At 67.4% G+C, this 24898-nt stretch carries 21 protein-coding genes; 11 read left to right on the forward strand and 10 right to left on the reverse strand.

Annotation, left to right across the window (positions count from 1 at the left end; all coding sequences use genetic code 11):
- Positions 1–3 precede the first annotated feature (3 nt).
- The 10 genes from Q9235_RS07815 (at position 4) to lpxB (ending at position 11413) form a co-directional block, all read left to right on the forward strand.
- The gene (locus Q9235_RS07815) at positions 4–762 is read left to right on the forward strand and encodes an isoprenyl transferase (RefSeq protein WP_306226242.1); all 759 of its coding nucleotides are present in this window, start codon (positions 4–6) and stop codon (positions 760–762) included.
- Positions 759–1586: a phosphatidate cytidylyltransferase gene (locus tag Q9235_RS07820; protein ID WP_306226243.1), complete on the forward strand. Its 828-nt coding sequence runs from the start codon at positions 759–761 to the stop codon at positions 1584–1586. Before Q9235_RS07815 ends, Q9235_RS07820 begins: the two co-directional genes overlap by 4 nt.
- Positions 1587–1590: 4 nt before the next feature.
- Positions 1591–2772 (forward strand): 1-deoxy-D-xylulose-5-phosphate reductoisomerase, encoded by a 1182-nt coding sequence (gene dxr, locus Q9235_RS07825; RefSeq protein ID WP_306226244.1) that lies wholly within the window; start codon positions 1591–1593, stop codon positions 2770–2772.
- A 32-nt stretch (positions 2773–2804) separates the two neighbouring features.
- A complete protein-coding gene (gene rseP, locus Q9235_RS07830) occupies positions 2805–3953 on the forward strand; it encodes an RIP metalloprotease RseP (protein ID WP_306226245.1) in 1149 nt (382 codons plus the stop codon).
- Between the two features lie 216 nt (positions 3954–4169).
- Complete coding sequence (gene bamA, locus Q9235_RS07835; RefSeq protein WP_422678290.1) at positions 4170–6668, forward strand: outer membrane protein assembly factor BamA; 2499 nt, start codon at positions 4170–4172, stop codon at positions 6666–6668.
- A gap of 129 nt (positions 6669–6797) precedes the next feature.
- The gene (lpxD, locus tag Q9235_RS07840) at positions 6798–7859 is read left to right on the forward strand and encodes a UDP-3-O-(3-hydroxymyristoyl)glucosamine N-acyltransferase (protein WP_306226246.1); all 1062 of its coding nucleotides are present in this window, start codon (positions 6798–6800) and stop codon (positions 7857–7859) included.
- Positions 7860–8056: 197 nt separating this feature from the next.
- Positions 8057–8515, forward strand: coding sequence for a 3-hydroxyacyl-ACP dehydratase FabZ (fabZ, locus tag Q9235_RS07845; protein ID WP_306226247.1), 459 nt, complete (start codon positions 8057–8059; stop codon positions 8513–8515).
- Positions 8516–8550: 35 nt separating this feature from the next.
- Positions 8551–9360, forward strand: a complete 810-nt coding sequence (gene lpxA, locus Q9235_RS07850; RefSeq protein WP_306226248.1) for an acyl-ACP--UDP-N-acetylglucosamine O-acyltransferase — start codon at positions 8551–8553, stop codon at positions 9358–9360.
- Between the two features lie 26 nt (positions 9361–9386).
- Complete coding sequence (locus Q9235_RS07855) at positions 9387–10226, forward strand: LpxI family protein (RefSeq protein ID WP_306226249.1); 840 nt, start codon at positions 9387–9389, stop codon at positions 10224–10226.
- Positions 10226–11413: a lipid-A-disaccharide synthase gene (gene lpxB / locus Q9235_RS07860; RefSeq protein ID WP_306226250.1), complete on the forward strand. Its 1188-nt coding sequence runs from the start codon at positions 10226–10228 to the stop codon at positions 11411–11413. The genes Q9235_RS07855 and lpxB overlap by 1 nt, the downstream gene beginning before the upstream one ends.
- A 6-nt stretch (positions 11414–11419) precedes the next feature.
- Here lpxB and Q9235_RS07865 read toward each other — a convergent pair whose 3' ends face one another.
- The 3 genes from Q9235_RS07865 to gltX form a co-directional block, all read right to left on the reverse strand.
- Positions 11420–12409 (reverse strand): Bug family tripartite tricarboxylate transporter substrate binding protein, encoded by a 990-nt coding sequence (locus tag Q9235_RS07865; RefSeq protein WP_306226251.1) that lies wholly within the window; start codon positions 12407–12409, stop codon positions 11420–11422.
- A gap of 137 nt (positions 12410–12546) precedes the next feature.
- Positions 12547–13836 carry a citrate synthase gene (gene gltA / locus Q9235_RS07870; RefSeq protein ID WP_306226252.1) on the reverse strand — a complete coding sequence of 430 codons (1290 nt, stop codon included), beginning with the start codon at positions 13834–13836 and terminating at the stop codon, positions 12547–12549.
- Positions 13837–14371: 535 nt separating this feature from the next.
- Positions 14372–15793, reverse strand: a complete 1422-nt coding sequence (gene gltX, locus Q9235_RS07875) for a glutamate--tRNA ligase (protein ID WP_306226253.1) — start codon at positions 15791–15793, stop codon at positions 14372–14374.
- 172 nt (positions 15794–15965) lie between these two features.
- Here gltX and Q9235_RS07880 point away from each other — a divergent pair, with 172 nt between their 5' ends.
- Positions 15966–18257, forward strand: a complete 2292-nt coding sequence (locus Q9235_RS07880; protein WP_306226254.1) for a ComEC/Rec2 family competence protein — start codon at positions 15966–15968, stop codon at positions 18255–18257.
- Here Q9235_RS07880 and lexA read toward each other — a convergent pair.
- From lexA to Q9235_RS07915, 7 genes are all read right to left on the reverse strand, one after another.
- Positions 18251–18958 carry a transcriptional repressor LexA gene (lexA, locus tag Q9235_RS07885; protein ID WP_306226255.1) on the reverse strand — a complete coding sequence of 236 codons (708 nt, stop codon included), beginning with the start codon at positions 18956–18958 and terminating at the stop codon, positions 18251–18253. The genes Q9235_RS07880 and lexA overlap by 7 nt on opposite strands.
- Before the next feature lie 80 nt (positions 18959–19038).
- Positions 19039–20250, reverse strand: coding sequence for a molybdopterin molybdotransferase MoeA (locus Q9235_RS07890; RefSeq protein WP_306226256.1), 1212 nt, complete (start codon positions 20248–20250; stop codon positions 19039–19041).
- Positions 20250–20732: a cyclic pyranopterin monophosphate synthase MoaC gene (gene moaC, locus Q9235_RS07895; RefSeq protein WP_306226257.1), complete on the reverse strand. Its 483-nt coding sequence runs from the start codon at positions 20730–20732 to the stop codon at positions 20250–20252. Before moaC ends, Q9235_RS07890 begins: the two co-directional genes overlap by 1 nt.
- Positions 20729–21535, reverse strand: a complete 807-nt coding sequence (gene trpC / locus Q9235_RS07900; RefSeq protein ID WP_306226258.1) for an indole-3-glycerol phosphate synthase TrpC — start codon at positions 21533–21535, stop codon at positions 20729–20731. The genes moaC and trpC overlap by 4 nt, the downstream gene beginning before the upstream one ends.
- Before the next feature lie 7 nt (positions 21536–21542).
- Positions 21543–22556, reverse strand: a complete 1014-nt coding sequence (gene trpD / locus Q9235_RS07905; protein ID WP_306226259.1) for an anthranilate phosphoribosyltransferase — start codon at positions 22554–22556, stop codon at positions 21543–21545.
- A 15-nt stretch (positions 22557–22571) separates the two neighbouring features.
- On the reverse strand, positions 22572–23189 hold the full coding sequence (locus tag Q9235_RS07910; RefSeq protein ID WP_047580577.1) for an anthranilate synthase component II: 618 nt from the start codon (positions 23187–23189) through the stop codon (positions 22572–22574).
- A 96-nt stretch (positions 23190–23285) separates the two neighbouring features.
- On the reverse strand, positions 23286–24797 hold the full coding sequence (locus Q9235_RS07915) for a helicase HerA domain-containing protein (protein ID WP_306226260.1): 1512 nt from the start codon (positions 24795–24797) through the stop codon (positions 23286–23288).
- Positions 24798–24898 lie beyond the last annotated feature (101 nt).

Here is a 24898-nt window from a genome sequence, read left to right on the forward strand (position 1 = left end):
CGCATGTCATCCGGTCAGCGCGACGCAGGCGTGTCCAACCCGGCCCATGTCGCCATCATCATGGACGGCAACGGCCGCTGGGCGCAGATGCGCGGGCTGCCGCGGCAGGAGGGCCATCGTCGCGGGCTGGAGGCGCTGCGCCGCACGGTCCGCAACGCCAGCGATCTCGGCCTCCGCTACCTGACGCTCTACTCATTCTCGACCGAGAACTGGCGCCGTCCCTATGCGGAAGTCTCCTTCCTGATGGGGCTGCTCAAGCATTTCGTCGAGAAGGATCTCGCCGAGCTTTCCGCCGCCAATGTCCGGGTGCGGATCATCGGCAGCCGGGATGATCTCGCCGCCGATCTGCGCCGCCTCGTCGATCACGCCGAAATCAGTACGCGCGGCAATACCGGACTCGTGCTGGCGATCGCGTTCAATTACGGTTCCCGCGACGAGATCATCCGCGCCACGCGCCGGCTGGCGACCGAAGCGGCGGCGGGACGGATCGACCCGGCCACGATCGACGAGGCTGCGATCGCCAGCCATCTCGACACGCACGACATTCCCGATCCCGAGCTGGTCATCCGCACCTCCGGCGAGACGCGCATCTCGAATTTCCTGCTCTGGCAGGCGGCCTATGCCGAATTCATCTTCGCGCCGGTGATGTGGCCCGATTTCGATCGCGCCGCCTTCGAGGAGGCCCTGGCCCAGTATCGCCAGCGCGATCGCCGCTTCGGCGGTCTGTCCACGCCCTCCGACCGCAGCGTGGACGTCGCGTGAATGCGCCGGCCCCCTCTGCGCCGCGATCCGGCTCCGAGCTGAGGCTCAGGGTCGCCTCAGCGCTCGTTCTCGGCCTGCTGATCCTGCTGGTCACGCTCTGGGGCGGCTGGCCCTTCCGGCTGGTCTGGATTCTCGTCGCCGGCCTCGTCGCCTATGAATGGCTCGCGATCATTGGCCGCGGCAATGCGATCCCGGCCGGCATCGGCGTGGTCGTCGCCGGCCTCGCGCTGGCCCTCTATCCGGCTAGCCCCGTAGCGCTTGCGGGCACCGCCTCCGCCGCGGCCCTTCTCGGCGCGCTCTTGACGCCCTTCGTGCGTTCGCGCCTGGCGCTCGAACTCTGCGGCGTCGCCTATGCGCTGGCTTTCGCGCTGGTCACGCCGGCCTTGCGCGATCTTCCGAATATCGGCCTCGCCCTGATCCTGTGGAGCTTCGCCGTCGTCTGGCTCACCGACATCGCCGCCTATTTCACCGGCCGCAAGCTTGGCGGCCCCAAGCTGATGCCGGCGGTCAGCCCGAAGAAGACCTGGTCGGGCGCGATCGGCGGCGCCGTCGCGGGCATGATCGGCGGCTATCTCGTCTGGCGCTTGGTGCCGGCGTTGCAGGGCATGACCGCGGCCGGGCCGGTAGTCGCCGCCTCGCTCGCCGGCTCGATCGTCAGCCAGGCGGGCGACCTGTTCGAATCCGCGCTCAAGCGCCGTTTCGACGCCAAGGATTCGAGCAAGCTGATCCCGGGCCATGGCGGCTTCCTCGACCGGCTCGACGGCTATTGGGCGGTGCTGGTGCTCGCCGGCTTCGCGCTCTTCGCCCTGCATCTCAACGTCTGATCCGATGTCTCTGCGCAGCGTCACGCTTCTGGGGGCGACCGGCTCCGTCGGGCGCTCGGTTCGCGACATCGTCGCCGAGAATCCCGAACGCCTGTCGATCGCAACCGTGGTCGGCGGCCGGGATGCTGAGGCGCTGGCGCGGACCGCGATCGAGACCGGCGCTTCCTTCGCCGCGCTCGCCGACGCGGCCGGCGGCGCGGCGCTGAAACAGGCGCTGGCCGGTACCGGCATTGCCAACGGGGCAGGGCGTTCCGCCGTGCTGGAGGCGGTGAGCCGTCCCGCTGATATCGTGGTCAGCGCGATTGCGGGCGCTGCCGGATTGGAAGCGACCTTCGCCGCGCTTCTGCCCGGCCGGACGATCGCTCTTGCCAACAAGGAAAGCCTGGTCTGCGCCGGCATGGCCGTGATGGCGCGGGCGGCGGAGGTCGGTGCCCGGATTCTTCCGCTCGATTCCGAACACAACGCCCTCTTTCAGGTGCTCGGTGCCGAGCCGCTCTCCTCGGTCCGCAGCATGACGCTGACCGCGTCCGGCGGCCCGTTCCGGACCTGGAGTGCCGAGCGCATCGCCGCGGCGACCCCGGATCAGGCGCTGAAGCACCCGAACTATGCGATGGGCTCCAAGATCACGATCGATTCCGCCAGCATGATGAACAAGGGGCTTGAGCTGATCGAAGCCCGCTTCCTGTTCGATCTCCAGCCCGACCAGCTCGACGTGCTCGTCCATCCCCAGCAGATCGTCCATGGCCTCGTCACCTTCCGCGACGGCTCGGTCAGCGCCGGAATGGCGTTGCCGGACATGCGGGTCGCTGCGGCGCATTGCCTCGGTATGGACGGCCGTCTCGACGCACCGCCGGCGCGCTTCCTCGATCTCGCGCTCACGGCGCCGCTGAGCTTCGAGCGCCCCGATCTCGTCCGCTTTCCGGCGCTCGGCCTCGCCATGGCGGCGCTGCGGGAGGGCGGCGCGATGCCCGCCGTGCTCAACGCCGCCAACGAGGTTGCCGTTGCCGCCTTCCTGGAGGGCAGGCTTCGCTTCCCAGATATCGCCGCTTTGGTGGAAGCGGTCTGCGCGGCCTTTCCCTCCGGATCGGAGGCGCCCGACGATGTCGCGGCGGCACTCGTCATTGACCAAGATTCGCGAAGCAGAGCTGCCTCGCTCTTGTCGCAAGCGCGGTTCACTGTCACCTAAAGGCTGGCACGGACCCCCGGGGGGATGATTTCATGGAATTCGCGGCGTCGCTCTGGAATGCAGGGTATTTCCTGCTCAGCTATCTGCTGCCGTTCCTGTTCGTCCTGACCGTCGTCGTCTTTTTTCACGAGCTCGGGCATTTCCTGGTCGGCCGCTGGTGTGGAGTCGACGTCAAGACCTTCTCGATCGGTTTCGGCCGCGAACTCTTCGGCTTCAACGACCGCCACGGCACGCGCTGGCGCTTCGCGCTGATTCCGCTCGGCGGCTACGTCAAGTTCTCCGGCGATGCCGATGCCGCCAGTGCGCCCGACGACGCCGCGGTCGGCCGGATGACGCCGCAGGAGCGCGCGCGTACCTTTCCGGCGCAATCGCTCGGCGAGCGGGCCGCGATCGTCGCCGCCGGCCCGATGGCGAATTTCCTGCTGGCGATCGTGATCTTCGCCGGCTCGGCCTTCTTCTTCGGCAAGCAGGTTCTGATCCCGCGCGTCGATGCCGTCGTCGCCGGCAGCGCGGCCGAGAAGGCGGGGTTGAAGGCGGGCGATATCGTGATCGCCATCGACGGCCAGAAGGTCACCAGTTTCTCTGACATGCAGCGCATCGTCTCGATCAGGCCCGAGGAGCGCCTCGAGGTTTCGATCGAGCGCGACGGCGGGACCGTGACCCTGCCGGTGACGCCGGCGCTCACCGAGATGAAAACCCAGCTCGGCACGCAGCGCATCGGCGTGATCGGTGTCAGGGCTTCGCCGCGTCCGGAGGACTGGACGACCCAGCGATTCGGCGTGCTGGACTCCGTCAGGGCCGGTTTCGTCGAGACCTGGTTCGTGGTCACCCGCACTTATGACTACGTCGCCAAACTCGTGGTGGGGCGCGAATCCACCGATCAGCTCTCCGGCCCGATTCGGATCGCGCAGGTCTCCGGCATCGTCGCCTCGAATGGCGGTCTGCTGGGGCTGATCAACCTTGCCGCGATCCTCTCGGTCTCGATCGGCCTGATGAATCTCGTGCCGGTTCCGATGCTCGATGGCGGGCACCTGCTCTTCTATCTCTATGAGGCCCTGCGTGGCCGGCCGCTGAGCCCGCGGGCGCAGGAGATCGGGTTCCGGGTAGGTCTGGCACTCGTGCTGATGCTGATGCTCTTCGTGACCTGGAACGATATCGTCCACGTTCGCGGAATGCTCTGAAACCGCCTGCTGCGCCGCACTTTGCGGCGGAAAAACGGCACGCTGCGTGGCTCCGCGGCAACGAGATTTCTAAAAACGCTTTATTAACGATGATCGCGGTTTGCACCCTGCCGGAAACTTTGTAGAAGCGTTTGAACCGCAATGTCCCCGTGCTGCCATCGGTTGATGGCGGTCCCCGTTTGGGGTGGTGACCAGAGATATGGAATAGGCGACCCGATGACGTCGACCCAAAAGAGCCGGACGACCAGGACGCGGCTCTCTCGATCGATCGGACTTTCGGCTTTGATGCTGGCCGTGAGTGGTGGTGTGGCTTTCGCGCAGGCCGTGGTTGTCCAAGGCAACCGGCGGGTCGATGCGGAGACGATCCGCTCCTACGCCGCGGGTCGTGAGAATCCGCAGGAGATCCGGGAGAGCCTGCTGGCCACCGGTCTGTTCAGCAGCGTGCAGGTCAGCCGCCGCGGCTCGCAGACCGTCGTTTCGGTCCAGGAGCAGAACGGCACGGCCAACCGCGTCGCCTTCGAGGGCAATCGCAAGCTGAAGAGCGAGCAGCTCTCGCAGATCGTGCAGTCGCGCGCCGGCGGCCCGGTCAGCCAGGCTCTGATCAACTCCGACGCCGAGCGCCTGCGTGAGGCCTATCGCCGGGCCGGCTACGGCCTGTCCTCGGTGAGCGGCCGCGTGGCTCCGCTGCCGAATGGTCGCCAGGACATCGTCTTCACCGTCAACGAGAGCGGCAAGACCGGCATCAAGTCGATCAACTTCTCCGGCAACGAGGCCTATTCGGCCGGTCGTCTGCGCGGGTTGATGACCTCGACGGAGTCGAACTTCCTGAGCTGGGTCAAGACCTCCGACGTCTATGATCCGGATCGCATCAATTCCGATATGGACCTCATCCGCCGCTTCTATCTGAAGAACGGCTATGCCGATTTCCAGATCGTCAACAGCGGCGCCCGCTTCGACGAGGCGGCCGGTGGCTGGGTGGTCGACATTCAGGTCGAAGAAGGCCAGCGCTATCAGGTTGGCAACGTCACCGTCGATTCCTCACTGCGCGATGTCGATCCTGCCGCTTTGCAGCGCTATGTCGCGACCTCGACGGGCGATACCTACAATGCCGAGGCGGTCGAGAAGTCGCTGGTCGCGCTCACCACCGAGGTGGCGCGTCGTGGCCATGCCTTCGCTCAGGTCCGCCCGCGCGGTGACCGCGATGCCGCGGGCCGCATGATCGGCATCACCTATGTCGTCGACGAGGGCCCGCGGGTCTATGTCGAGCGCATCAACGTGCGCGGCAACACCCGTACGCGCGACTATGTCGTCCGCCGCGAGCTCGATCTCGGCGAGGGCGATGCCTATAACAAGGTCATGGTCGATCGCGCCGAGCGTCGCCTGAACAATCTCGGCTTCTTCACCAAGGTCCGCATCACCAACGAGCCGGGCTCGGCTCCGGATCGCGTGGTGGTCAATATCGACGTCGAGGACAAGGCGACGGGCTCCTTCTCGGTTGCCGGCGGTTACTCGACCTCGGACGGCGTCATCGGCGAAATCTCGCTGTCGGAATCGAACTTCCTCGGCCGCGGCCAGTTCGTCCGCATCGCCGGCACGCTCGGCCAGCGGACGCAGGGCATCGATTTCTCGTTCACGGAGCCCTATTTCCTGGGCTACCGCGTCGCGGCGGGTATCGACCTGTTCTCGAAGTACAACGACAACTACAACACCGGCCGCTTCGAGAGCCGCGTGACCGGCGGACAGGTGCGCTTTACCTTCCCCATCACGGAAGAGTTCTCGATCACGCCGCGTTACTCGCTCTACACGACCGAGATCGACATCCCGAACGAGATCAACCGGCCGTATAACGACTGTACCTACCCGATCGCGGGCATCACGCCGAATGCTGGTCCCGGCGCGCTCTATAACTGCGTGACCAACGGCGAGGCGACGGTGGCGGTCAAGGAGGCCCAGGGCACGACCCTGACTTCGCTCGTCGGCCTGAACTTCAACTACAACTCGCTCGACAGTGTCCAGAACCCGCGCAACGGCTTCTCGGCGGAGCTGAAGCCTGAATTCGCCGGTCTCGGCGGCGACTCGAAGTTCCTGCGCATCTCGGCCGATGCTCGCTACTACCGCGAAATCTTCGACGACGTGGTCGGCTTCCTGCGCGTCCAGGGCGGTCACGTCCAGGCGACCAGCGGCAACCTGCGCATGGTCGATCACTACTTCCTCGGCCCGTCGCTGGTTCGCGGTTTCGCGCCCTCCGGCATCGGCCCGCGCGACGTGCTGAACGACCCGACGGCGAACTCGGTCGGCGGAACGACCTATTTCGGCGGTACCGTCGAATTGCAGTTCCCGCTCTTCGGCCTGCCGCGCGACCTCGGCCTGCGTGGCGCGGTCTTCGCTGACGCCGGTACGTTGTTCAACTATGACGGCGGCACGAAGTCTGTGGCCTTCGCCTGCCCGGCGGGCTCGGAGGCGCGCCAGTACAACGTCGTTACCGGTGGCGCCCAGTCGAGCATCGGCTGTATCCGCGACAAGAACGTCCTGCGGTCGTCGGTCGGCGTGAGCCTGCTCTGGCAGTCGCCGCTCGGTCCGATCCGGTTCGACTATGCCTACGCCCTGACCAAGGACGAGGGCCAGATCGGTATCAACCCGCAGACGGGCATCGTCGGCAAGTATGGCGGCGACCGTCTCCAGGCCTTCCGTTTCTCGGGCGGCACCCGCTTCTGACGGGAGCAGGCTGGGCATCGACCGGGAAGCGGCTTTCGTTTCCCGGGAAAAATCGGTGCGATAACAACGACATGGATCGCCATCCTCGTGTCCCGTGGGACGCCTGGCGATCCCGCTCCGGACCGGATCATGGCAGAGCCAGTTTTCTTTCCTTTCGCGACCTCGCTGGACTTCGGCGAGGTCGCAAGCATTTCGGGCGCTACCTTGCCGGAAGGCGTGGAGCCGGCCCGCAAGCTCGATGGTATCGCCGCGCTTGAGAACGCCGGTCCGGCCGATCTCGCCTATATGGACAATCCGAAATACACGGAGGCCCTGGCGTCGACCAAGGCGGGCTTGTGCCTCGTTTCGCCTCGTTTCGCCGATCGTGTGCCGGCGGGAACGGTGGCGCTCGTGTCGCCGGCCCCCTACCACGCCTTCGCGAAGGTGATGGCGCACTGCTTCCCGAATGCACTGAAGCCTGAATCTGTTTTTGCCTCGCAGGGTGTGGCACCGGGCGCCATCGTCCACGCCACAGCGGTTCTCGAAGCCGGCGTCACCGTCGATCCGGGCGCCGTGATCGGGCCGGGCGCCGAGATCGGCGCCGGCACCGTCGTGGCCTCGCATGCGGTCATCGGCCCGCAGGTCCGGATCGGGCGCAATTGCTCGATCGGGGCGGGCAGCACGATCCAGGCCTCCCTCATCGGCAACCGCGTCATCGTTCATCCCGGCGCGCGGATTGGGCAGGACGGCTTCGGCTTCGCGATGAGCCCGAAGGGGCACATGAAGGTGCCGCAGGTCGGCCGCGTCATCATCCAGGACGATGTCGAGATCGGCGCCAACAGCACGATCGACCGCGGCGCCAGCCGCGACACCGTGATCGGCGAGGGCACCAAGATCGATAACCTCGTCCAGATCGGCCATAACTGCGTCATCGGGCGTCATTGCGTGATCTGCGCCCAGACCGGCCTTGCGGGCTCCTCCACGCTGGAGGATTTCGTGGTGCTCGGCGGCCAGGTCGGGCTCGCAGGCCATCTCGTGATCGGTGCGGGTGCGCAGATCGCGGCGCAGAGCGGCGTCGCCGGCGATGTCCCGCGCGGCGCTCGCTATGGCGGATATCCGGCTCAGCCCGCGCTCGGCTGGGCGCGCGAAACGGCGCTGCTCAAGACGCTGGTGGCCAATCGCGGCAAGAAGCCGGACGCGTCGCGAGGCTGAGACAGGCGCTCCCACCGTCGTCGGATGGGCTCTTTCTGCCAGGAATGCGGAGAATCTTGTTGCCCAACCCGCTTCGTTTCCTGCAAAGCGGCGGAAGGCTTTGAAATCGCGACAGGTTGCAGGGGTGTTGCCTGTTGCCGGCCGCAGACGTGAATGCAAGGCGCTGCCCGGCGAAGGCACGCGGGAGAAGACAGACCATGAGCGAGGCGACGACGGCACTGGGTGTGATCGACATCCAGAGGATCATGGCCAGCATTCCTCACCGCTACCCGTTCCTGCTGGTCGACCGGGTCGTTGAGATCGATGGCGATGCGTCCGGCGTGGGCATCAAGAACGTCACGGCCAACGAACCCCAGTTCACCGGGCATTTCCCCGACAGGCCGGTCTTCCCGGGCGTGCTGATGATCGAGGCGATGGCCCAGACAGCCGGCGTGCTGGTCGTGAATGCCAATGAATTCGGCGACAAGCAGGTCAAGACCGTCCTCTTCACCACGATCGACAAGGCGAAGTTCCGCAAGCCTGTCACGCCGGGCGACCAGATCCGCTTCCATCTCACCAAGCTCGCCCGCAAGCGCAACATCTTCTTCTATCGCGGCGAAGCGCGCGTCGATGGCGTTCTTGTGGCCGAAGCCGAAATCTCGGCGATGGTCGTTTGAGCGTAGCGTCGGTTCAGGATCAGGGCAGCGTCGCGATGAGCGTCACCATCCATCCCATGTCGCTCGTCGACCCGAAGGCCCGGCTCGGTGCGGGCGTGAAGATCGGGCCGTTCTGCGAGGTTGGCCCCGATGTCGTGCTGGGCGAGGGCGTCGAGCTCGTCAGCCATGCCGTCGTCGCCGGTCGCACCACGATCGGCGCGCGCACGCGTATATTTCCCTTCGCCTCGATCGGTCACCCGCCGCAGGACCTGAAATATCGCGGCGAGCCCTCGACGCTCTCCGTCGGTGAGGATTGCATCATCCGCGAGGGCGTGACGATGAATCCGGGCACCGAGGGCGGCGGCATGGAAACCGTCGTCGGCGATCGCTGCGCCTTCCTTGCCAATTCGCATGTCGGGCACGATTCCAGGATCGGCAACAATGTCGTGTTCTCGAACAACGCGATGTGCGCGGGCCATGTCACGGTCGGTAACTTCGTCATCGTCGGCGGCGGCGCCGGCCTGCTGCAGTTCATCAGGATCGGCGATCACTCCTTCATCGGTGGTGGCGCGGGCGTTACCAGCGACGTCATTCCCTTCGGCCTCGTGCGTGACAACCCCGCCCATCTGGCCGGGCTCAATCTTGTCGGCTTGAAACGTCGCAACTTCAGCCGCGAGCATATCAATGAATTGCGCCGCGCTTACCGGCTGCTATTCGCCGACGAAGGTACCTTGGCAGAGCGTGTCGAGGACGTTGCGGTGGAGTTCTCGGCCCATCCGCTCATCGACGAGATCCTGAACTTCATCCGGGAAGGTGCGGGCAAGCCACTCTGCACGCCGCGGGAAGCCACCGCAGCGGATCGGTGAGCGCCGACGCGCCAGGAGCGGCTCCGGTGGCCCGCGGTCCGCTCGCGATGATCGCGGGAAGCGGCGACTACCCGCTCCAGCTCGCCCGCATCGTGACCGGTCGGGGCGAGCGCCCCTATATCGCGGCGCTCGACGGTGCGGCCGATCCCGCAGCCTTCGGCGAGGGCGCCGATACCAAGCGCTACCGCCTCGGCCAGCTCGGCAGCCTGCTCGAGGAGCTGCGCCGGCGCGGCATCGCCGATATCGTCATGCTCGGCGCCTTGCCGCGGCCGAGCTTCGGCTCGCTGCGCCCCGAAGTCTCGACGCTGAAATACCTGCCGCATTTCGCCAAGGCTTTCCAGGGTGGGGATGATCATCTCCTGCGCGGCGTCGTCCGCTTCTTCGAGATGCAGGGCTTCCATGTCCACGGGCCGGCGGACATTGCCCCCGAGATGACCGCTCCACACGGAGCCCTTGGCCGCAAGCAGGCCAATCCTGAACAGCGGGCAGAGCTCGAACGTGGCTTCTCGCTGCTGGCCACGCTGTCGCCCTTCGATGTCGGGCAGGCGGCGATCCTCGCCGATCACCGCGTCGTCGCGATCGAGGCGGCCGAGGGCACGGATGCGATGATCCGCCGTGTGGCCGATCTGGTGGCGCGCGGGCGCCTCAAGATCGGCAAGGGCGATGGCTTTCTCGTGAAGGTGCCGAAGACCGGCCAGGATCTGCGCGTCGACATGCCGGCCATCGGCCCGGATACGCTGCGGCATATCGCTGAGGCCGGGCTCGCCGGCATCGGCGTTCGCGCCGGCCAGGTCCTGGTCGGCGACCGTGCGGCGCTTGGCCGCCTGGCGGATCAACTCGGCCTCTTCGTCGAGGGCTTCCCCTGATGCGGCCGTTCCGCCTCGCGATCATCGCTGGCGAGGCTTCGGGCGATGCCCTGGCGCTGCGCTTCCTCGCCGCGCTGCGCGAAAACCTGGGCGATCGCCCGGTGGAGCTCTGCGGCGTGGGCGATCACGGTTTGCCCGAAGCCGGGCTGAAACCGCTCTTTCCCCAGGCCGATATCGCGGTGATGGGCTTCGGCCCGGTGATCGCGCGCCTGCCCTTGCTGTTGCGGCGGATGGAGGATGCAGCGCGCGGCATCGCGGCGTTTCAGCCCGATCTCCTGCTGACGATCGACAGCCCGGATTTCTGCCTGCGCGTCGCAAAGAAGGTGAGGGCGCGCGCGCCCTCGATCCCGATCGTGCATTGGGTCTGCCCCAGCGTCTGGGCATGGCGTTCCGGGCGCGCGCGGCGGATGGCGCCGCATGTCGACCGCATCCTCGCCCTGCTGCCCTTCGAGCCCGCGGCGCTCGCCCGGCTGCACGGTCCCGAAACCGTCTATGTCGGCCATCCCCTGATGGAGCGGCTCGCCGAGATGCGTCCCGACGCGGATGAGCAGCGCCGTCGCGACGATGCCGCGCGCCCAACCATCCTTGTCCTGCCCGGCAGCCGGCGCTCCGAGATCCATCACCTGATGCCGGTCTTCGGCGAGGCCGTGGCGAAGGTCGCCGCGGCAGTGCCGGGCGCCCGTTTCGTCCTGCCGGCGGTACAGCGGCTGCATCCGATGATCGCCGAGGCGACGGCACAATGGTCCATCAGACCGGAGATCGTGACCGGCGAGGCGGCCAAGCTCGCGGCCTTCCGGGAAGCCCGCGCTGCGCTGGCTGCGTCCGGCACCGTGACGCTGGAACTCGCCCTGTCGCAGATCCCGACGGTCGCGGCCTATCGCGGCGCCAACTGGGAAGCCTTCCTGGCGCGGCGCCTCGTCAAACTGCCGAGCGTGATCCTGCCCAACCTGATCCTCGGCCGCAGCATCGTCCCCGAATTCATCCAGGAGGAGGCGACGGCTGAGGCGCTGAGCAGCCATCTCCTCGCAGCCATGGCCGAGGGGCAGAAGCGGCGGGAGCAAATCGACGGCTTCGCCGAGGTCGAGACGATCATGCGCTCGGCCGGGCCGAGCCCGGCCGCCAATGCCGTTGCGGCGGCGCTGGAGCTGGTCGCCTCGCGGACCGGCCGCGAGGCGGTGCGGAGCTGAGCCGGCTTACTCGACGACGGCGCCCGAGGCCTTGGCGATCGGCGCCCATTTGGCGAGCTCGACCTTGACGTGTTCGCCGAGCTGCTCGGGTGTCGAGCCGACGATATCGGCGCTGACATCGTTGAGCCTCTTCTTGACGTTCTCGTCCTTCAGCGCCTGGTTTGCAGCCTGGTTGATCTTCTCGATGATCGGGCGCGGCATGTTGGCGGGGCCGAACAGCGCGTTCCAGGTATAGGTCTCGTAGCCGGCCAGACCGCCTTCCGCGATCGTCGGCAGGTCGGGGAACGAGGATACGCGCTCCTTGGTGGTGACGCCGATCGCCCGCAACTGGCCGTTCCGGATGAAGCCGGCGGAGGAGGGCAGGTTGTCGAACATGATCGGGACGGCGCCCGCGACCACGTCGTTCAGGGCCGGCCCCGCGCCGCGGTAAGGCACATGATTCATCTGCACGCCGCCGAGCGACTTGAACAATTCGCCGGAAAGATGCAGCGGCGTGCCAACGCCGGAGGACGCGTAGGAGTACTTGCCCGGATTGGCCTTCAGCACCGCGATCACCTCCTTGACCGTCTTGGCCGGGAAGTCCGGATGCACGACCATCACGTTCGGCACGATCGCCAGCAGGTTGATCGGCGTGAAATCCTTCACCGCGTCGAAGGTTACGGTCTTCAGGATCGCCGGGTTGAGGGCATGGGTCGAGATCGTCCCGAGCAGCAGCGTGTAGCCGTCAGGCTGGGCACGGGCGACGGCCGTGGAGCCGATATTGCCGCCGGCGCCGGCCCGGTTCTCGATCACGACGCTCTGGCCGAGGATCTCGCTCATCTTCTGGCCGACGAGACGGGCGACGATATCGGTCGAACCACCGGCGGCGAAGGGAACGATCAGGTTTATCGGGCGGCTGGGGAAATTGGCCTGTGCGCGAGCCTTTGTGCCGGCAAGGCCGGCCACGCCGGCGGCGATGAGGAAGGAGCGGCGGTCGAGAAAGCGGCTTTCGGTCATGAACGGATCTCCGTGAATGGCCCGATTTTATCCGGCCCGTCCGCAGGATCAGCCGCACCGGAAACATCAATCATCTGAAACAATAAGGGCGCGGTGGAAACCACCGCGCCCTGGTCGTCGGTCCCTGAAGGCTGCGCTCAGCGGCGGCCGATCGGGGTGTAGTCGCGCTGGGCCGAGCCGGTATAGAGCTGGCGCGGGCGGCCGATCTTCTGGGACGGATCCTCGATCATTTCTTTCCACTGCGCGATCCAGCCGACCGTCCGGGCGACCGCGAAGAGCACGGTGAACATCGAGGTCGGGAAGCCCATCGCCTTGAGGGTGATGCCCGAATAGAAGTCGATATTCGGATAGAGCTTCTTCTCGATGAAGTAGTCGTCCGAGAGCGCGATGCGCTCCAGCTCGACCGCGACGTCGAGCAGCGGATCGTCCTTGATCCCGAGCTCGTTCAGCACCTCATGCGTGGTCTTCTGCATGATCTTCGCGCGCGGGTCGTAGTTCTTGTAGACCCGGTGGCCGAAGCCCATCAGGCGGAACGGATCATCCTTGTCCTTCGCCTTGGCGATGTATTTCGGGATGTTGTCGACCGAGCCGATCTCCTCGAGCATCTTCAGCGCCGCTTCGTTGGCACCGCCATGGGCGGGGCCCCAGAGGCAGGCCGTTCCGGCCGCGATGCAGGCGAAGGGATTGGCGCCGGACGAGCCGGCGAGGCGCACCGTCGAGGTCGAGGCGTTCTGCTCGTGATCGGCGTGCAGGATGAAGATGCGGTCGAGCGCGCGCGACAGCACCGGATTGACCTTGTATTCCTCGGCCGGCACCGCGAAGCACATGCGCAGGAAGTTCGAGGTGTAGTCCAGCGAGTTCAGCGGATACACGAAGGGCTGGCCGATCGAGTACTTGTAGGCCATCGCGGCCAGCGTCGGCACCTTCGCGATCATGCGCATCGAGGCGATCATGCGCTGATGCGGGTCCGAGATGTCGGTCGAGTCGTGGTAGAAGGCCGACATGGCGCCGATCGAGGCGACCATCACCGCCATCGGGTGCGCGTCGCGGCGGAAGCCCTGGAAGAAGCGGGCCATCTGCTCGTGCACCATGGTGTGGCGCGTGATGCGATAGTCGAAATCGGCCTTCTGGGCGGCGGTCGGCAGTTCCCCGTAGAGCAGCAGGTAGCAGGTCTCGAGGAAGTCGCCATGCTCGGCGAGCTGCTCGATCGGGAAGCCGCGATAGAGCAGGACGCCCTTGTCGCCGTCGATATAGGTGATCTGCGACTCGCAGCTTGCCGTCGAGGTGAAGCCGGGATCGTAGGTGAACATGCCCGTTTGGGCATAGAGCTTGGCGATGTCGATGACGGCGGGGCCGACCGACCCCTCCTTGATCGCCATGTCGACGGTCTTGTCGCCGATCTGGAGCTGGCTGGTATTTCCGCTCATCGATACCGATCCTTTCAAGGCTCGCTGCTGTTCAGCCCCGGTTTCGCCTCTCCGCGCTTGCGCGCCGGGCATCTCGCATCCGAAGGCCGCGATGTGACGGGCAGATGTCGGAAGGAGACGGGAGAAGTTGGCCCATGTGGCTGATTTACAAGCAATATTCGTGCCCTGCCGCGTTGCCGCGGTGCAATGCACATGCGCGTCACTAGACCATTTGCGCAGTGCATTCAACCGAGCCAAAAGGCGGTTGGAACCGCGTTACGCTCATATCTGCGCGAGCGGGTCGTTTGTGGCCGATGCAGGCGCTTCCGACCCGCGATTTTCCCGAGGCTTGGGGTAGCTTAAGGGGCGCAATTGCTAGCTCAGCCGGCTCGAACCACCCGGTTGTCATTCCGGGGCGCGCCAAGGGCGCGAACCCGGAACCCACGACTGGGCGAGGCGCCTGATGCCAGGTGGCTGGCCATTCACCCAGTCGTGGATTCCGGGTTCTCCGCTGCGCGAAGCCCCGGAATGACAAGGTGGCCTTGTTTGCGCCTGCTCAGGCAGCCTGATCTGCAAGTCGCGCCAGCGTCTCCTCGCGGCCAAGCACGGCCATGACGTCGAACAGGCCGGGCGACATCGCGCGGCCGGTCAGCGCGGCGCGCAGCGGCTGCGCCGCCTGGCCGAGCTTGAGCCCGCTTTCCTCGACATAGGCGCGCACAGCCGCTTCCAGCGGCGCCGGCGTCCAGTCGTCGACCGCCGCGAGCTTTTCCGCGATCTTCGGCAGGCGTTGGCGGGCAGCCTCGTCGAGCAGGCCCCTGGCCTTGTCGTCGAGTTGGAGCGGGCGCTGGGCATAGAGATAAAAGGCGCTGTCTAGCAGTTCGATCAGCGTCTTGACACGCTCCTTGAGGCCAGGCATGGCGGCGAGGAGCTTCGCCTCCAGCTCCGGCGACAGCGTGGCGCCGACCCCGCGCGCCGGGCCGATCTCGGGCAGGATGACCTTGAGCGCCGCGAGCAGGTCGGCATCATCCGACTGGCGCATGTAGAGCCCGTTGAGGTTCTCCAGCTTGGCGTAGTCGAAACGCGCCGGCGAACGGCCGATCGAGGACAGGTTGAAGGCGTCGATCATCTCCTGCGTCGAGAAGACCTCCTGGTCGCCATGGCTCCAGCCGAGCCGCACCAGATAATTGCGCAGAGCCGCCGGCAGGTAGCCCATCGAGCGATAGGCATCGATGCCGAGCGCTCCATGGCGCTTCGAGAGCTTGGCGCCGTCAGGCCCGTGGATCAGCGGGATATGCGACATGCTCGGCACGTCCCAGCCGAGTGCGTCGTAGATCTGGGTCTGGCGGGCGGCATTGGTCAGGTGATCGTCGCCGCGGATGATATGGGTGACGCCCATGTCGTGGTCGTCGACCACGACGGCGAGCATATAGGTCGGCGTGCCGTCGGAGCGCAGCAGCACGAGGTCGTCGAGATTCTCGTTCTGCCAGACGACGCGGCCCTGCACCTCGTCATTGACCACGGTCTCGCCGGTCTGCGGTGCCTTGAGGCGGATCACCGGCTTGACGCCTTCCGGCGCGGTCGACGGATCGCGGTCGCGCCAGCGGCCATCGTAGCGCAGCGGCTTGCCCTCGGCGCGGGCCTTCTCGCGCATCTCCTCGAGCTCGGCCTGCGTCGCATAGCAGTGATAGGCCCGGCCGGCGGCGAGCATCTGCTCGGCGACCTCGCGATGCCGCGCGGCGCGCTGGAACTGGTAGACGGTCTGGCCGTCCCAATCGAGGCCGAGCCATTCCAGCCCGTCGAGAATCGCAGCGATCGCCGTATCGGTCGAGCGTTCGCGGTCGGTATCCTCGATGCGCAGCAGCATCTTGCCGCCTTGCCGGCGGGCGTAGAGCCAGTTGAACAGCGCTGTCCGGGCGCCGCCGATATGCAGGAATCCGGTGGGCGAGGGCGCAAAGCGCGTGACGACGGCGTTGCTCATTGGGAGGAAACTCCGGCCGGGCGGCGGAGAGCCGTCCGGGGCAAGACAGGGGAAGGGGCCGAGTCGCGGCATGACACAAGTCGTGACATGACAACCGGCGCGCGCCCTGTAACATGGCTTTGCCGGAACGCTAAGCGGTCAAATCGCAGCGCCGGCAGGGGGAGAGCGGGCGATGCAGCCGGCGCCGCCGGGGCAGGAGCGGGCACAGGGCCGGCGCGGCGCACGCGCCGATGCCTTGCCGGCTCGCCTTGGTGCCGTTGTCCCGCTGACCGCAAGCCTCCGTCCAACGCTTCGCCAGCTTTGGCTGCATCTCCAGCGAGGTTTCGCGCTGGAGGTCGAGCGCCGTCGCCCCTTCCTCTGGCTGCCGATCGCGATGGGCGCCGGCATCCTGCTCTATTTTGCGGCCGATCGTGAGCCGGCCCTGTGGGCGCCGCTGCTCGGCTTGATCCTCAGCAGCACAGCCGCCTTCCTCCTGCGCCTGCGTCCGCTCGCGTCGATGGCTTGCCTCGCGACGGCCGCTGCCTTCGCCGGCTTCGGTGCGGGGGTCTGGCGCACCGCCGATATCGCCGCGCCGATGCTGGAGCGCTCGCGCATCGGAAAGCTCTCCGGCTTCGTCGAGAGCGTCGAAGCGCGCGACAATGGCGCGCGGATCGTGGTCCTGGTCACGGACCTCGCCAATGTGCCGGCCGAGCAGAGACCGAAGCGCGTCCGCGTAAGCCTGCGCTCCGGCGCCGTGGCGCCGGGCGACCATATCGTCGCGACCGCGCGCCTGCTGCCGCCGCCGGGACCGGCGCGGGCGGGTGGCTATGATTTCGGTCGCGACGCCTTCTTCCGCGGCATTGGCGCCGTCGGCAGCATCTCCGGCAAGGTCGCGCTCGCGCCGGCACCCTATCCGATGCCCACCCGCCTTGCGATCGACGTCATGATCGACCGCGCCCGCAATGCCTTGACGAAGCGCATCGCCGAGGTCGGGGGCGGGCAGGGCGGCGCGGTCGCCGCCGCGCTCGTCACCGGCAAGCGCGGCCTGATCACGGAAGCCACGAACAACGACCTGCGCGCCGCCGGCATCTACCACATCGTCTCGATCTCGGGCCTGCATATGGTGCTGGCGGCCGGCACGATCTTCTGGCTGGTGCGCGCGCTGCTCGCCCTGTCGCAGACGGTGGCGCTGCACTGGCCGGTCAAGAAGCTCGCGGCAGTGGCCGCAATGCTCGGTGCGACCGCCTATTGCATCTTCTCGGGCAGCGATGTCGCGACCGAACGCTCGCTGATCATGACGCTGGTGATGCTCGGCGCGATCCTGGTCGATCGTGCGGCGCTGAGCATGCGCAATCTCGCGCTCGCCGCGATGATCGTGCTGCTGCGCGAGCCGGAAGCGCTGCTTGGGCCGAGCTTCCAGATGTCATTCGGTGCGGTCGCGGCGCTGATCGCCTTCGCCGAACGCTGGGAGAGAAGAGATCGCAGCGAGCCGCCATCGGCTTTGCCCTGGCCGCTCGGGCCGATCTGGACCGCGGCGCTCGGCATCCTCGTCACCACCATGCTGGCGACCGCCGCGACCGCGCCCTTCGGCGCCTATCATTTCCAGACCTTCAACCCCTTCGGCCTGCTCGGCAATGCCATGGCGCTGCCCTTCGTCTCGCTTTTCGTGATGCCGGCGGCGGTGTTCGGCGTGCTGGCCTATCCGTTCGGGCTGGACTGGCCAGCCTGGGCGTTGATGGGGCTCGCTTCCGACGTCGTTCTGAAAGTGGCACGCTGGGTCGCGACCATCGACCATTCCACCGTGACGCTCGCCGCCTTCGGTCCGGCTGTGCTGGCCTGCTTCGCGCTGGCGCTGCTTTGGCTGACGCTCTGGACCACGCCCTGGCGCTGGCTCGCGGCTCTGCCGCTGGTCTTCGGCGTGGCCATTGCCGGCAAGCCGGAGCGGCCGGAGATCCTGATCGAGCGTGACGGCTCCGGGTTGGCCGTGCGCGGCCCGGACGGGCGCCTCGCGATAGCGGGCAAACCCAGCCGCTTCGTCCTGCAGCAATGGCTCGCCGCCGATGGCGACAGCCGTTCACCCGACGATCCCAGCTTGCGCGCCGGCATCGCCTGCGATCGTCTGGCCTGCATCGCGCAGACGGCCGAGAAGCGCACCGTCTCCTACACGCGCGAGCGCCTCGCCATCATCGAGGACTGCCTGCGCGCCGATCTCGTCGTTACCGCCATCCCCTGGAACGGGGCCTGCAAGGCCAGGCTCGTCGAACGTATGGCACTCACGCGCGATGGCGCGACCTCGCTCTACCGGACGGCATCGGGATGGAGCAGCCGAACTTCGGAACCGACCACGGCCGATCGTCCGTGGTCCCGCCGGCGCGAGCCGCGTCCGGCTGTGTCGGCAAGCCCGCCGACCAGTCAACCCGCAACGGCGCAGCCTGCATCAGCCTCCGACACCGAAGCCGAGGTCGATACCGAGCGCCTTCAGTAGCGCCGCATCAGGTTGACGAGGCGGCCCTGGATCTTGACCCGGTCGGGGCCGAGTACGCGGGTCTCGTAGGCCGGGTTCGCGGCTTCGAGCGCGATCGAGGAGCCGCGCTTGCGCAAGCGCTTCAGCGTTGCTTCCTCATCGTCGATCAGCGCCACGACGATGTCGCCGGTATTGGCGGTGTCCTGCCGGCGGATGACGACGGTGTCGCCGTCGAGAATGCCGGCCTCGACCATCGAATCGCCGCGCACTTCCAGCGCGTAATGCTCGCCGGAGCCGAGCATGTCCGGCGGCAGCGAGACGGTGTGGCTGCGGCTCTGGATCGCGGAGATCGGCGTGCCGGCCGCAATTCGTCCCATGACGGGAATGGCGATGGAATGCCGGCTATCGTCCTCGGCGGGCCGAGGCTTGGCGACGCTCGGCTGAGCACCGAGGCCGCCTTGCACGACGGCGGGGCTGAAGCGGGGCCGCGGCTGCGGGGCGCCGAGCCCGTCCGGCATCTTGATGACTTCGAGCGCGCGCGCCCGGTTCGGCAGGCGGCGGATGAAGCCACGCTCCTCCAGCGCCATGATCAGGCGGTGGATGCCGGATTTCGAGCGCAGGTCGAGTGCGTCCTTCATCTCGTCGAAGGAGGGCGGCACGCCACTTTCGCGCAAGCGTTCCTGGATGAAGCGCAGGAGTTCATGTTGCTTGCGTGTCAGCATGGTCGCCGCCAGCCCCTCAAAGCGCAGAATCGAAACAAAGCACGAACACTATACGCGTTCTGCTTGTGTTCCGCAAGCCGCTACCGCAAGGGCAGGATCCGGCAGACATCGCCCTTCTTCGCCGGAGCGGCATGGGCCGGTCGGATCGTCAGGGCCTGCGCCCGCGCCAGCGTGCCGAGCATCGAGGAATCCTGCCGGTCGAAAGGCGTCGCGACCCAGCCCTCAGACGTCAGCGCAAGCTCCGAGCGCAGGTAGTCCTCGCGCTCGTCATTGCCGGGCATGTCGCGGCCGAGAATGGCAGGAATGCTGCGGTCGCGATCGACATCGGCGATGCCGAGCAACGCCTCGATCAAGGGCAGCACGAAGAGGTGGCCGCAGACGATCGAGGAGACGGGATTGCCCGGCAGGCCGACCACGACCATCCGGCCAAGCCGCCCGGTCATCATCGGCTTGCCCGGCCGCATCGCGATCTTCCAGAAGCCGAGAGCCATGCCGGCGCGTGTCAACGCCTCCTGTACGAGATCGTGCGCCCCGACCGAGGCACCGCCCAGCGTGATCAGCGCATCGGCATCGGCCTCGCTCGCCCTTGCGATCTTCGCAGCGAGATCGGCATGGTCGTCGCGGGCGATGCCGAGATCGAGCACGGTCCCGCCGGCCTTTTCAACCAGAGCGGCCAGCGAGAACGAGTTCGAGGCGACGATCTGGGCGCGGCCGACCGGCTCGCCCGGAGCGACCAGCTCGTCGCCCGTAGCGAGAATCGCGACCCGTGGCTTGCGCCGAACGGGCAGAGTCGGATGCGCCATCGCGGCGGCAAGCCCGAGCGCGGCGCTGTCGAGCACGCGCCCGGCCTGCAGCAGCACGTCGCCTTCGTGGAAATCGAGCCCGGCGGCGCGCAGGAATTTCCCTTTCGCCGGTGGTATCCGGACACGGATCACCGGGCTGCCGACGCCATCGGCGTCTTCCTGCATCAGGATGGTGTCCGCGCCCTCAGGCACCGGCGCGCCGGTGAAGATGCGCACGGTCTGACCTGGCCCGACGGCGCCCTCATAGGCCCGTCCGGCGGCGGATTCGCCGATGACCGAGAGCGAGACGCCTTCCGACATCTCGTCGCCGCGCACGGCGTAGCCGTCCATGGCCGAATTGGCGAAGGGCGGTTGCGTCCTCAGCGCCTTGACCTCGCCCGCCAGCACCCGCCAGGCGCATTGCGCGAGCGGCAGGGTTTCCGCACCGGTCGGCCCCGGAATGCTGTCGAGCAGTGCCTTGCGTGCGACGGGGACCGGGGTGAGTGCCATTAGCCTTGCTTCGCCTCGTAGTCGCCGGACTGGCCGCCGGATTTGTGCAGCAGGCGGATATTCTCGATCCGCATCGCCCGGTCGACGGCCTTGACCATGTCGTAGACGGTGAGACAGGCGACGGAGACGGCGGTCAGCGCCTCCATCTCGACGCCGGTCTGGCCCTTCATCTTGACCTCTGCACGCACGCGCACGCCCGGCAAAGCCTCGTCGATATCGAGATCGACGGCGATCTTGCTCAGGAGCAGCGGGTGGCAGAGCGGGATCAGTTCATGGGTGCGCTTCGCCGCCATGATGCCGGCGAGGCGCGCGGTCCCGAGCACATCGCCCTTCTTGGCGTTGCCGTCGCGCACGATCGCGATCGTCTCCGGCGCCATGACGATCTGGCCTTCGGCGATCGCCATGCGGGTCGTCTCGGCCTTGCCGCCGACATCGACCATATGCGCCTGACCTTGCGCGTCGAGATGGCTGAGCCGGCTCACGCCGCGACGGCCTTGCCGGTGAGCAGCGCCTGCGTCGCGGCGGTGACGTCGGCCTGCCGCATCAGGCTCTCGCCGACGAGGAAGCTGTTGACGCCGCTGCGGTTGAGCCGGGCGATGTCGGCATGGGTGAAGATGCCGCTCTCGCTGATCACGATCCGGTCAGCCGGGACACGCGGCGCCAGACGTTCGGTTGCCGCGAGATCGACATTGAAGCTGCGCAGGTCGCGGTTGTTGATGCCGAGCATCCTGCTTTCGAGCTTCAGCGCCCGGTCGAGCTCGGCATCGTCATGGACCTCGACGAGAACGTCCATGCCGAGTTCGCGCGCGGTCTTGTTCAAGGCCCTGGCGGTGGCGTCGTCGACGCCGGCCATGATGATCAGGATGCAATCGGCGCCCCAGGCGCGGGCCTCGTAGACCTGATAGGGCTCGTAGAGGAAATCCTTGCGCAGAGCCGGCAGGCCGGCAGCCTCGCGCGCTTCGGTCAGGAATTCAGGCTGGCCCTGGAAAGAAGGGGAATCGGTCAGCACCGAGAGGCAGGCCGCCCCGCCAGCCGCATAGGCGCGGGCGAGCGAGGGCGGGTCGAAATCGGCGCGGATCAAGCCCTTGGACGGGCTCGCCTTCTTGATCTCGGCGATCAAGGCCGGCGTACCCTGCGCGAGCTTGCCGGCCAATGCATCGGCAAAGCCGCGCGGCTTCGAGGCCGCACGGGCGCGGCGCTCGATCTCGGCCTGCGGAACGGCCGCTTTGGCAGCCGCGATTTCCTGGCGCTTATAGGCTTCGATCTTCGCGAGGATATCGGTCATGCCGGCCTCACGCGTTCGAGGCTTTGATGAGCGCTGCGAGCACGGCCTTGGCCTTGCCGGAATCGAGCGCGGCCGTCGCCTGGGCGAAGCCGTCCTTCAAATCCCCGGCCTTGCCGGCGACGAGCAGCGCGGCGGCCGCATTGAAGGCGGCGATATCGCGGAAACCGGTCTTGTCACCGGCGAGCACGGCATTGAGCGCCGCCGCGTTCTCCTCGGGCGTGCCGCCGCGCAGCACCTCGGGTTTGGCCGGTTCGAGGCCGACATCGGCCGGGCTGATCGAGAAGCTCTCGATCTTGCCGTTCTCCAGCGAGACGACGCGGGTCGGGCCGGTCGTGGTGATCTCGTCGAGCCCGTCCGAGCCGTGCACGGCCCAGACACGGGTCGAGCCGAGCGAGGCCAGCACCTTGACCATCGGCTCCAGCCAGGTCTCGGAGAAGGCGCCGATGAGCTGGCGCTTGGCGCCGGCCGGGTTGGAGAGCGGGCCGAGCAGGTTGAAGATCGTGCGCGTGCCGAGCTCGGTGCGCACCGGCGCGACATGGCGCATCGAGGCGTGGTGCGTCGGCGCGAACATGAAGCCGACGCCGGCCTCGCGGATGCAATGCTCGGTCGCGGCCGGATCGAGCCCGACCTTGACGCCGAGCGCGGTCAAAACGTCGGCAGCACCCGAGCGCGAGGACGCCGCGCGGTTGCCATGCTTGGCGACCGGCACGCCGCAGGCGGCGGTGATGATCGAAGCCAGCGTCGAGACATTGTAGGAGCCCGACGAATCGCCGCCGGTGCCGACGATGTCGATCGCCTCGGGCGGCGCCTTCACGGGCAGCATCTTGCCGCGCATGGCGCCGACGGCACCGGCGATCTCGTCGATCGTCTCGCCGCGCACGCGCAGCGCCATCAGGAAGGCGGCCGACTGTGCATTGGTGACCTCGCCGGAGAGGATCGTATCGAAGGCGTCGCGCGCTTCCTCGCGGGAGAGCGTCGCGCCGGTCGCGACCTTGGCGATGAAGGGTTTGAAATCGTCCATGGGAACTCTGCGGAATCAGGCTGAAAGGGTCAGGGCGGAGGCTTCGCGTTCGCTCTGCCATCGCTCCGCGAGGTCGAGGAAATTCCGCAGGATCGTCGCGCCATGCTCGGAGGCGATGCTCTCCGGATGGAACTGGACGCCGTGGACCGGCAGCTCCCGGTGCGAGAGCGCCATGATCAGGCCGTCATCACTCTCCGCCTCGATCTCGAAGACATCGGGGCAGGAGGCGCGCTCGACCACGAGCGAGTGATAGCGCGTCGCCTGCAGCGGGCCGTTGATGCCGCGGAACAGGCCGCGCGCCCGGTGGCGGATCGGCGAGACCTTGCCATGCATCGGCAATGGCGCGCGCACGACTTGGCCGCCGAAGGCCTGGCCCATCGCCTGCAGGCCGAGGCAGACGCCGAAGATCGGCTTCTTGCCCGCGCCTTCGCGGATCAGGTTCAGGCAGATTCCGGCCTCGTTGGGCGTGCAGGGGCCGGGCGAGAGCACGATCGCGTCGTGATCGCCGGCGAGTGCCTCGTCGACGGTGAGCGCATCGTTACGCCAGACATCGACCTCGGCGCCCAGCCCACCGATGAGATGGACGAGGTTCCAGGTGAAGCTGTCGTAGTTGTCGATCAACAGAACGCGCATGGCCGAACCCGTGAATGCGGCTTGAGGTCATGCACGTTCGGGGGCGGGGTGGTCAAGTTTCGCTGGCGAATGGCGGCCTCGCGCGGCGACCGGCGCTCACCCCCGCGCGCTGCGCGGCATGCCGGCCGTGCGCGGCTGGGCCAGTCCCGGCGCGGTCTCGACGCCGAGCGTCGGGAGCGCGAGCGTGCGCTGTCCCCGGAAATCGATATGGCAGACGATCAGCCCGCGTTCTTCGATGTAGCTGAGCACGCGCCGCGCTCGGCTCGGCGAGGCGCTGCCATAGACTTCGGCGAGCTCGGCATCGCTGGGGCAGGGGCGGCCTTCGATCGCGGTGCGGGCGATGTAGAGGAAGAGGCTCTGCAGATCCTCCGGCAGCGAGCCGGAGGCTTCGACGGCCGCCTGCCAGCCCTCGCTCGTCGCGATGCTGTCGCTGACACCGGCGCGCGCCACCGCAAGCCGGCGCCGGAACTCCTCCAGGCTCAAATGGGTACGGCCGAGCCGGCGCATCCGGCAGCGCACGGTGAAGTCCTGGTAGAGCACGGCGACCTGCCGCGAACGGGCCTCGGGATCGCTCATCAGTTCGCGGAGGATCTCGACCATGATCGCCTCGCGCTCGGCCGGTTCCAGCTCGATCTCGGGCTCAGGCTCCGGCTGCGGGGCAGGGCGGTAGTTCTCGATCCGGCGCAGCACCTCCGTCGGATCGGGCTTGGGACGCGGCGCCGGGCGCACCGGCCGGGCCATCGGCAGCGGCTCGTCCTCGCCGCGCGTGAAGATCAGCTTTCCGGCTTCTTCAGGCGCCTGTTCCGGCAGCGGCATCAATCCCGGCGCGCTGCCGCGGTCTACCGAGGAGACGGTGCCGATCCGGATCGGCAGCGGGCGCTTCGACAGGGCGGGGCCGAGCGCGACGAACTGGCCGCGTTCGAGATCGCGGAACATCTCGGCCTGGCGCCGGTCCATGCCGAGCAGGTCGGCGGCGCGCTGCATGTCGATATCGAGGAAGGTGCGGCCCATCAGGAAGTTCGAGGCTTCCGCCGCGACGTTCTTGGCGAGCTTGGCGAGGCGCTGCGTCGCGATCACGCCGGCAAGCCCACGCTTGCGGCCGCGGCACATCAGGTTGGTCATGGCGCCCAATGAAAGGCGACGCGCTTCGTCGGAGGCCTCGCCCGCCATCACCGGCGCGAAGAGCTGGGCTTCGTCGACCACGATCAGCATCGGGAACCAGAGCGAGCGGTCGACATCGAAGAGCCCGCCGAGGAACGCGGCAGTGGCACGCAACTGCTCGTCGGCTTCGAGGTTTTCGAGGTTGAGCACCACCGAGACGCGGTGCTGGCGCACGCGCAGCGCGACGCGCTGCAGTTCGGCCTCGCCGCATTCGGCATCGACCACGACATGCCCGAACTGGTCGGCGAGCGAGACGAAATCGCCCTCGGGGTCGATGATGGCTTGCTGCACCAGGGGGGCGCTCTGCTCCAGCAGGCGGCGCAGCAGATGCGACTTGCCCGAGCCGGAATTGCCCTGGACGAGCAGGCGCGTCGCCAGCAATTCGGCGAGATCGATCAGACCGGGCTCGCCGGTCCTCGTCGTTCCCATCTCGATTGCGGTGGTCATGCGGGCGATGAATCGTCGGGTTGGATCAGGCGCGGAATTGCGGCCGGCGCTTCTAGCACGGCCTTCCCCTCGCTGGACGTGAGGAAGCCCTGCCTTCCACA

Origin of the sequence: Bosea beijingensis (assembly GCF_030758975.1) — a bacterium.
GTDB classification, from domain to species: Bacteria; Pseudomonadota; Alphaproteobacteria; order Rhizobiales; family Beijerinckiaceae; genus Allobosea; species Allobosea beijingensis.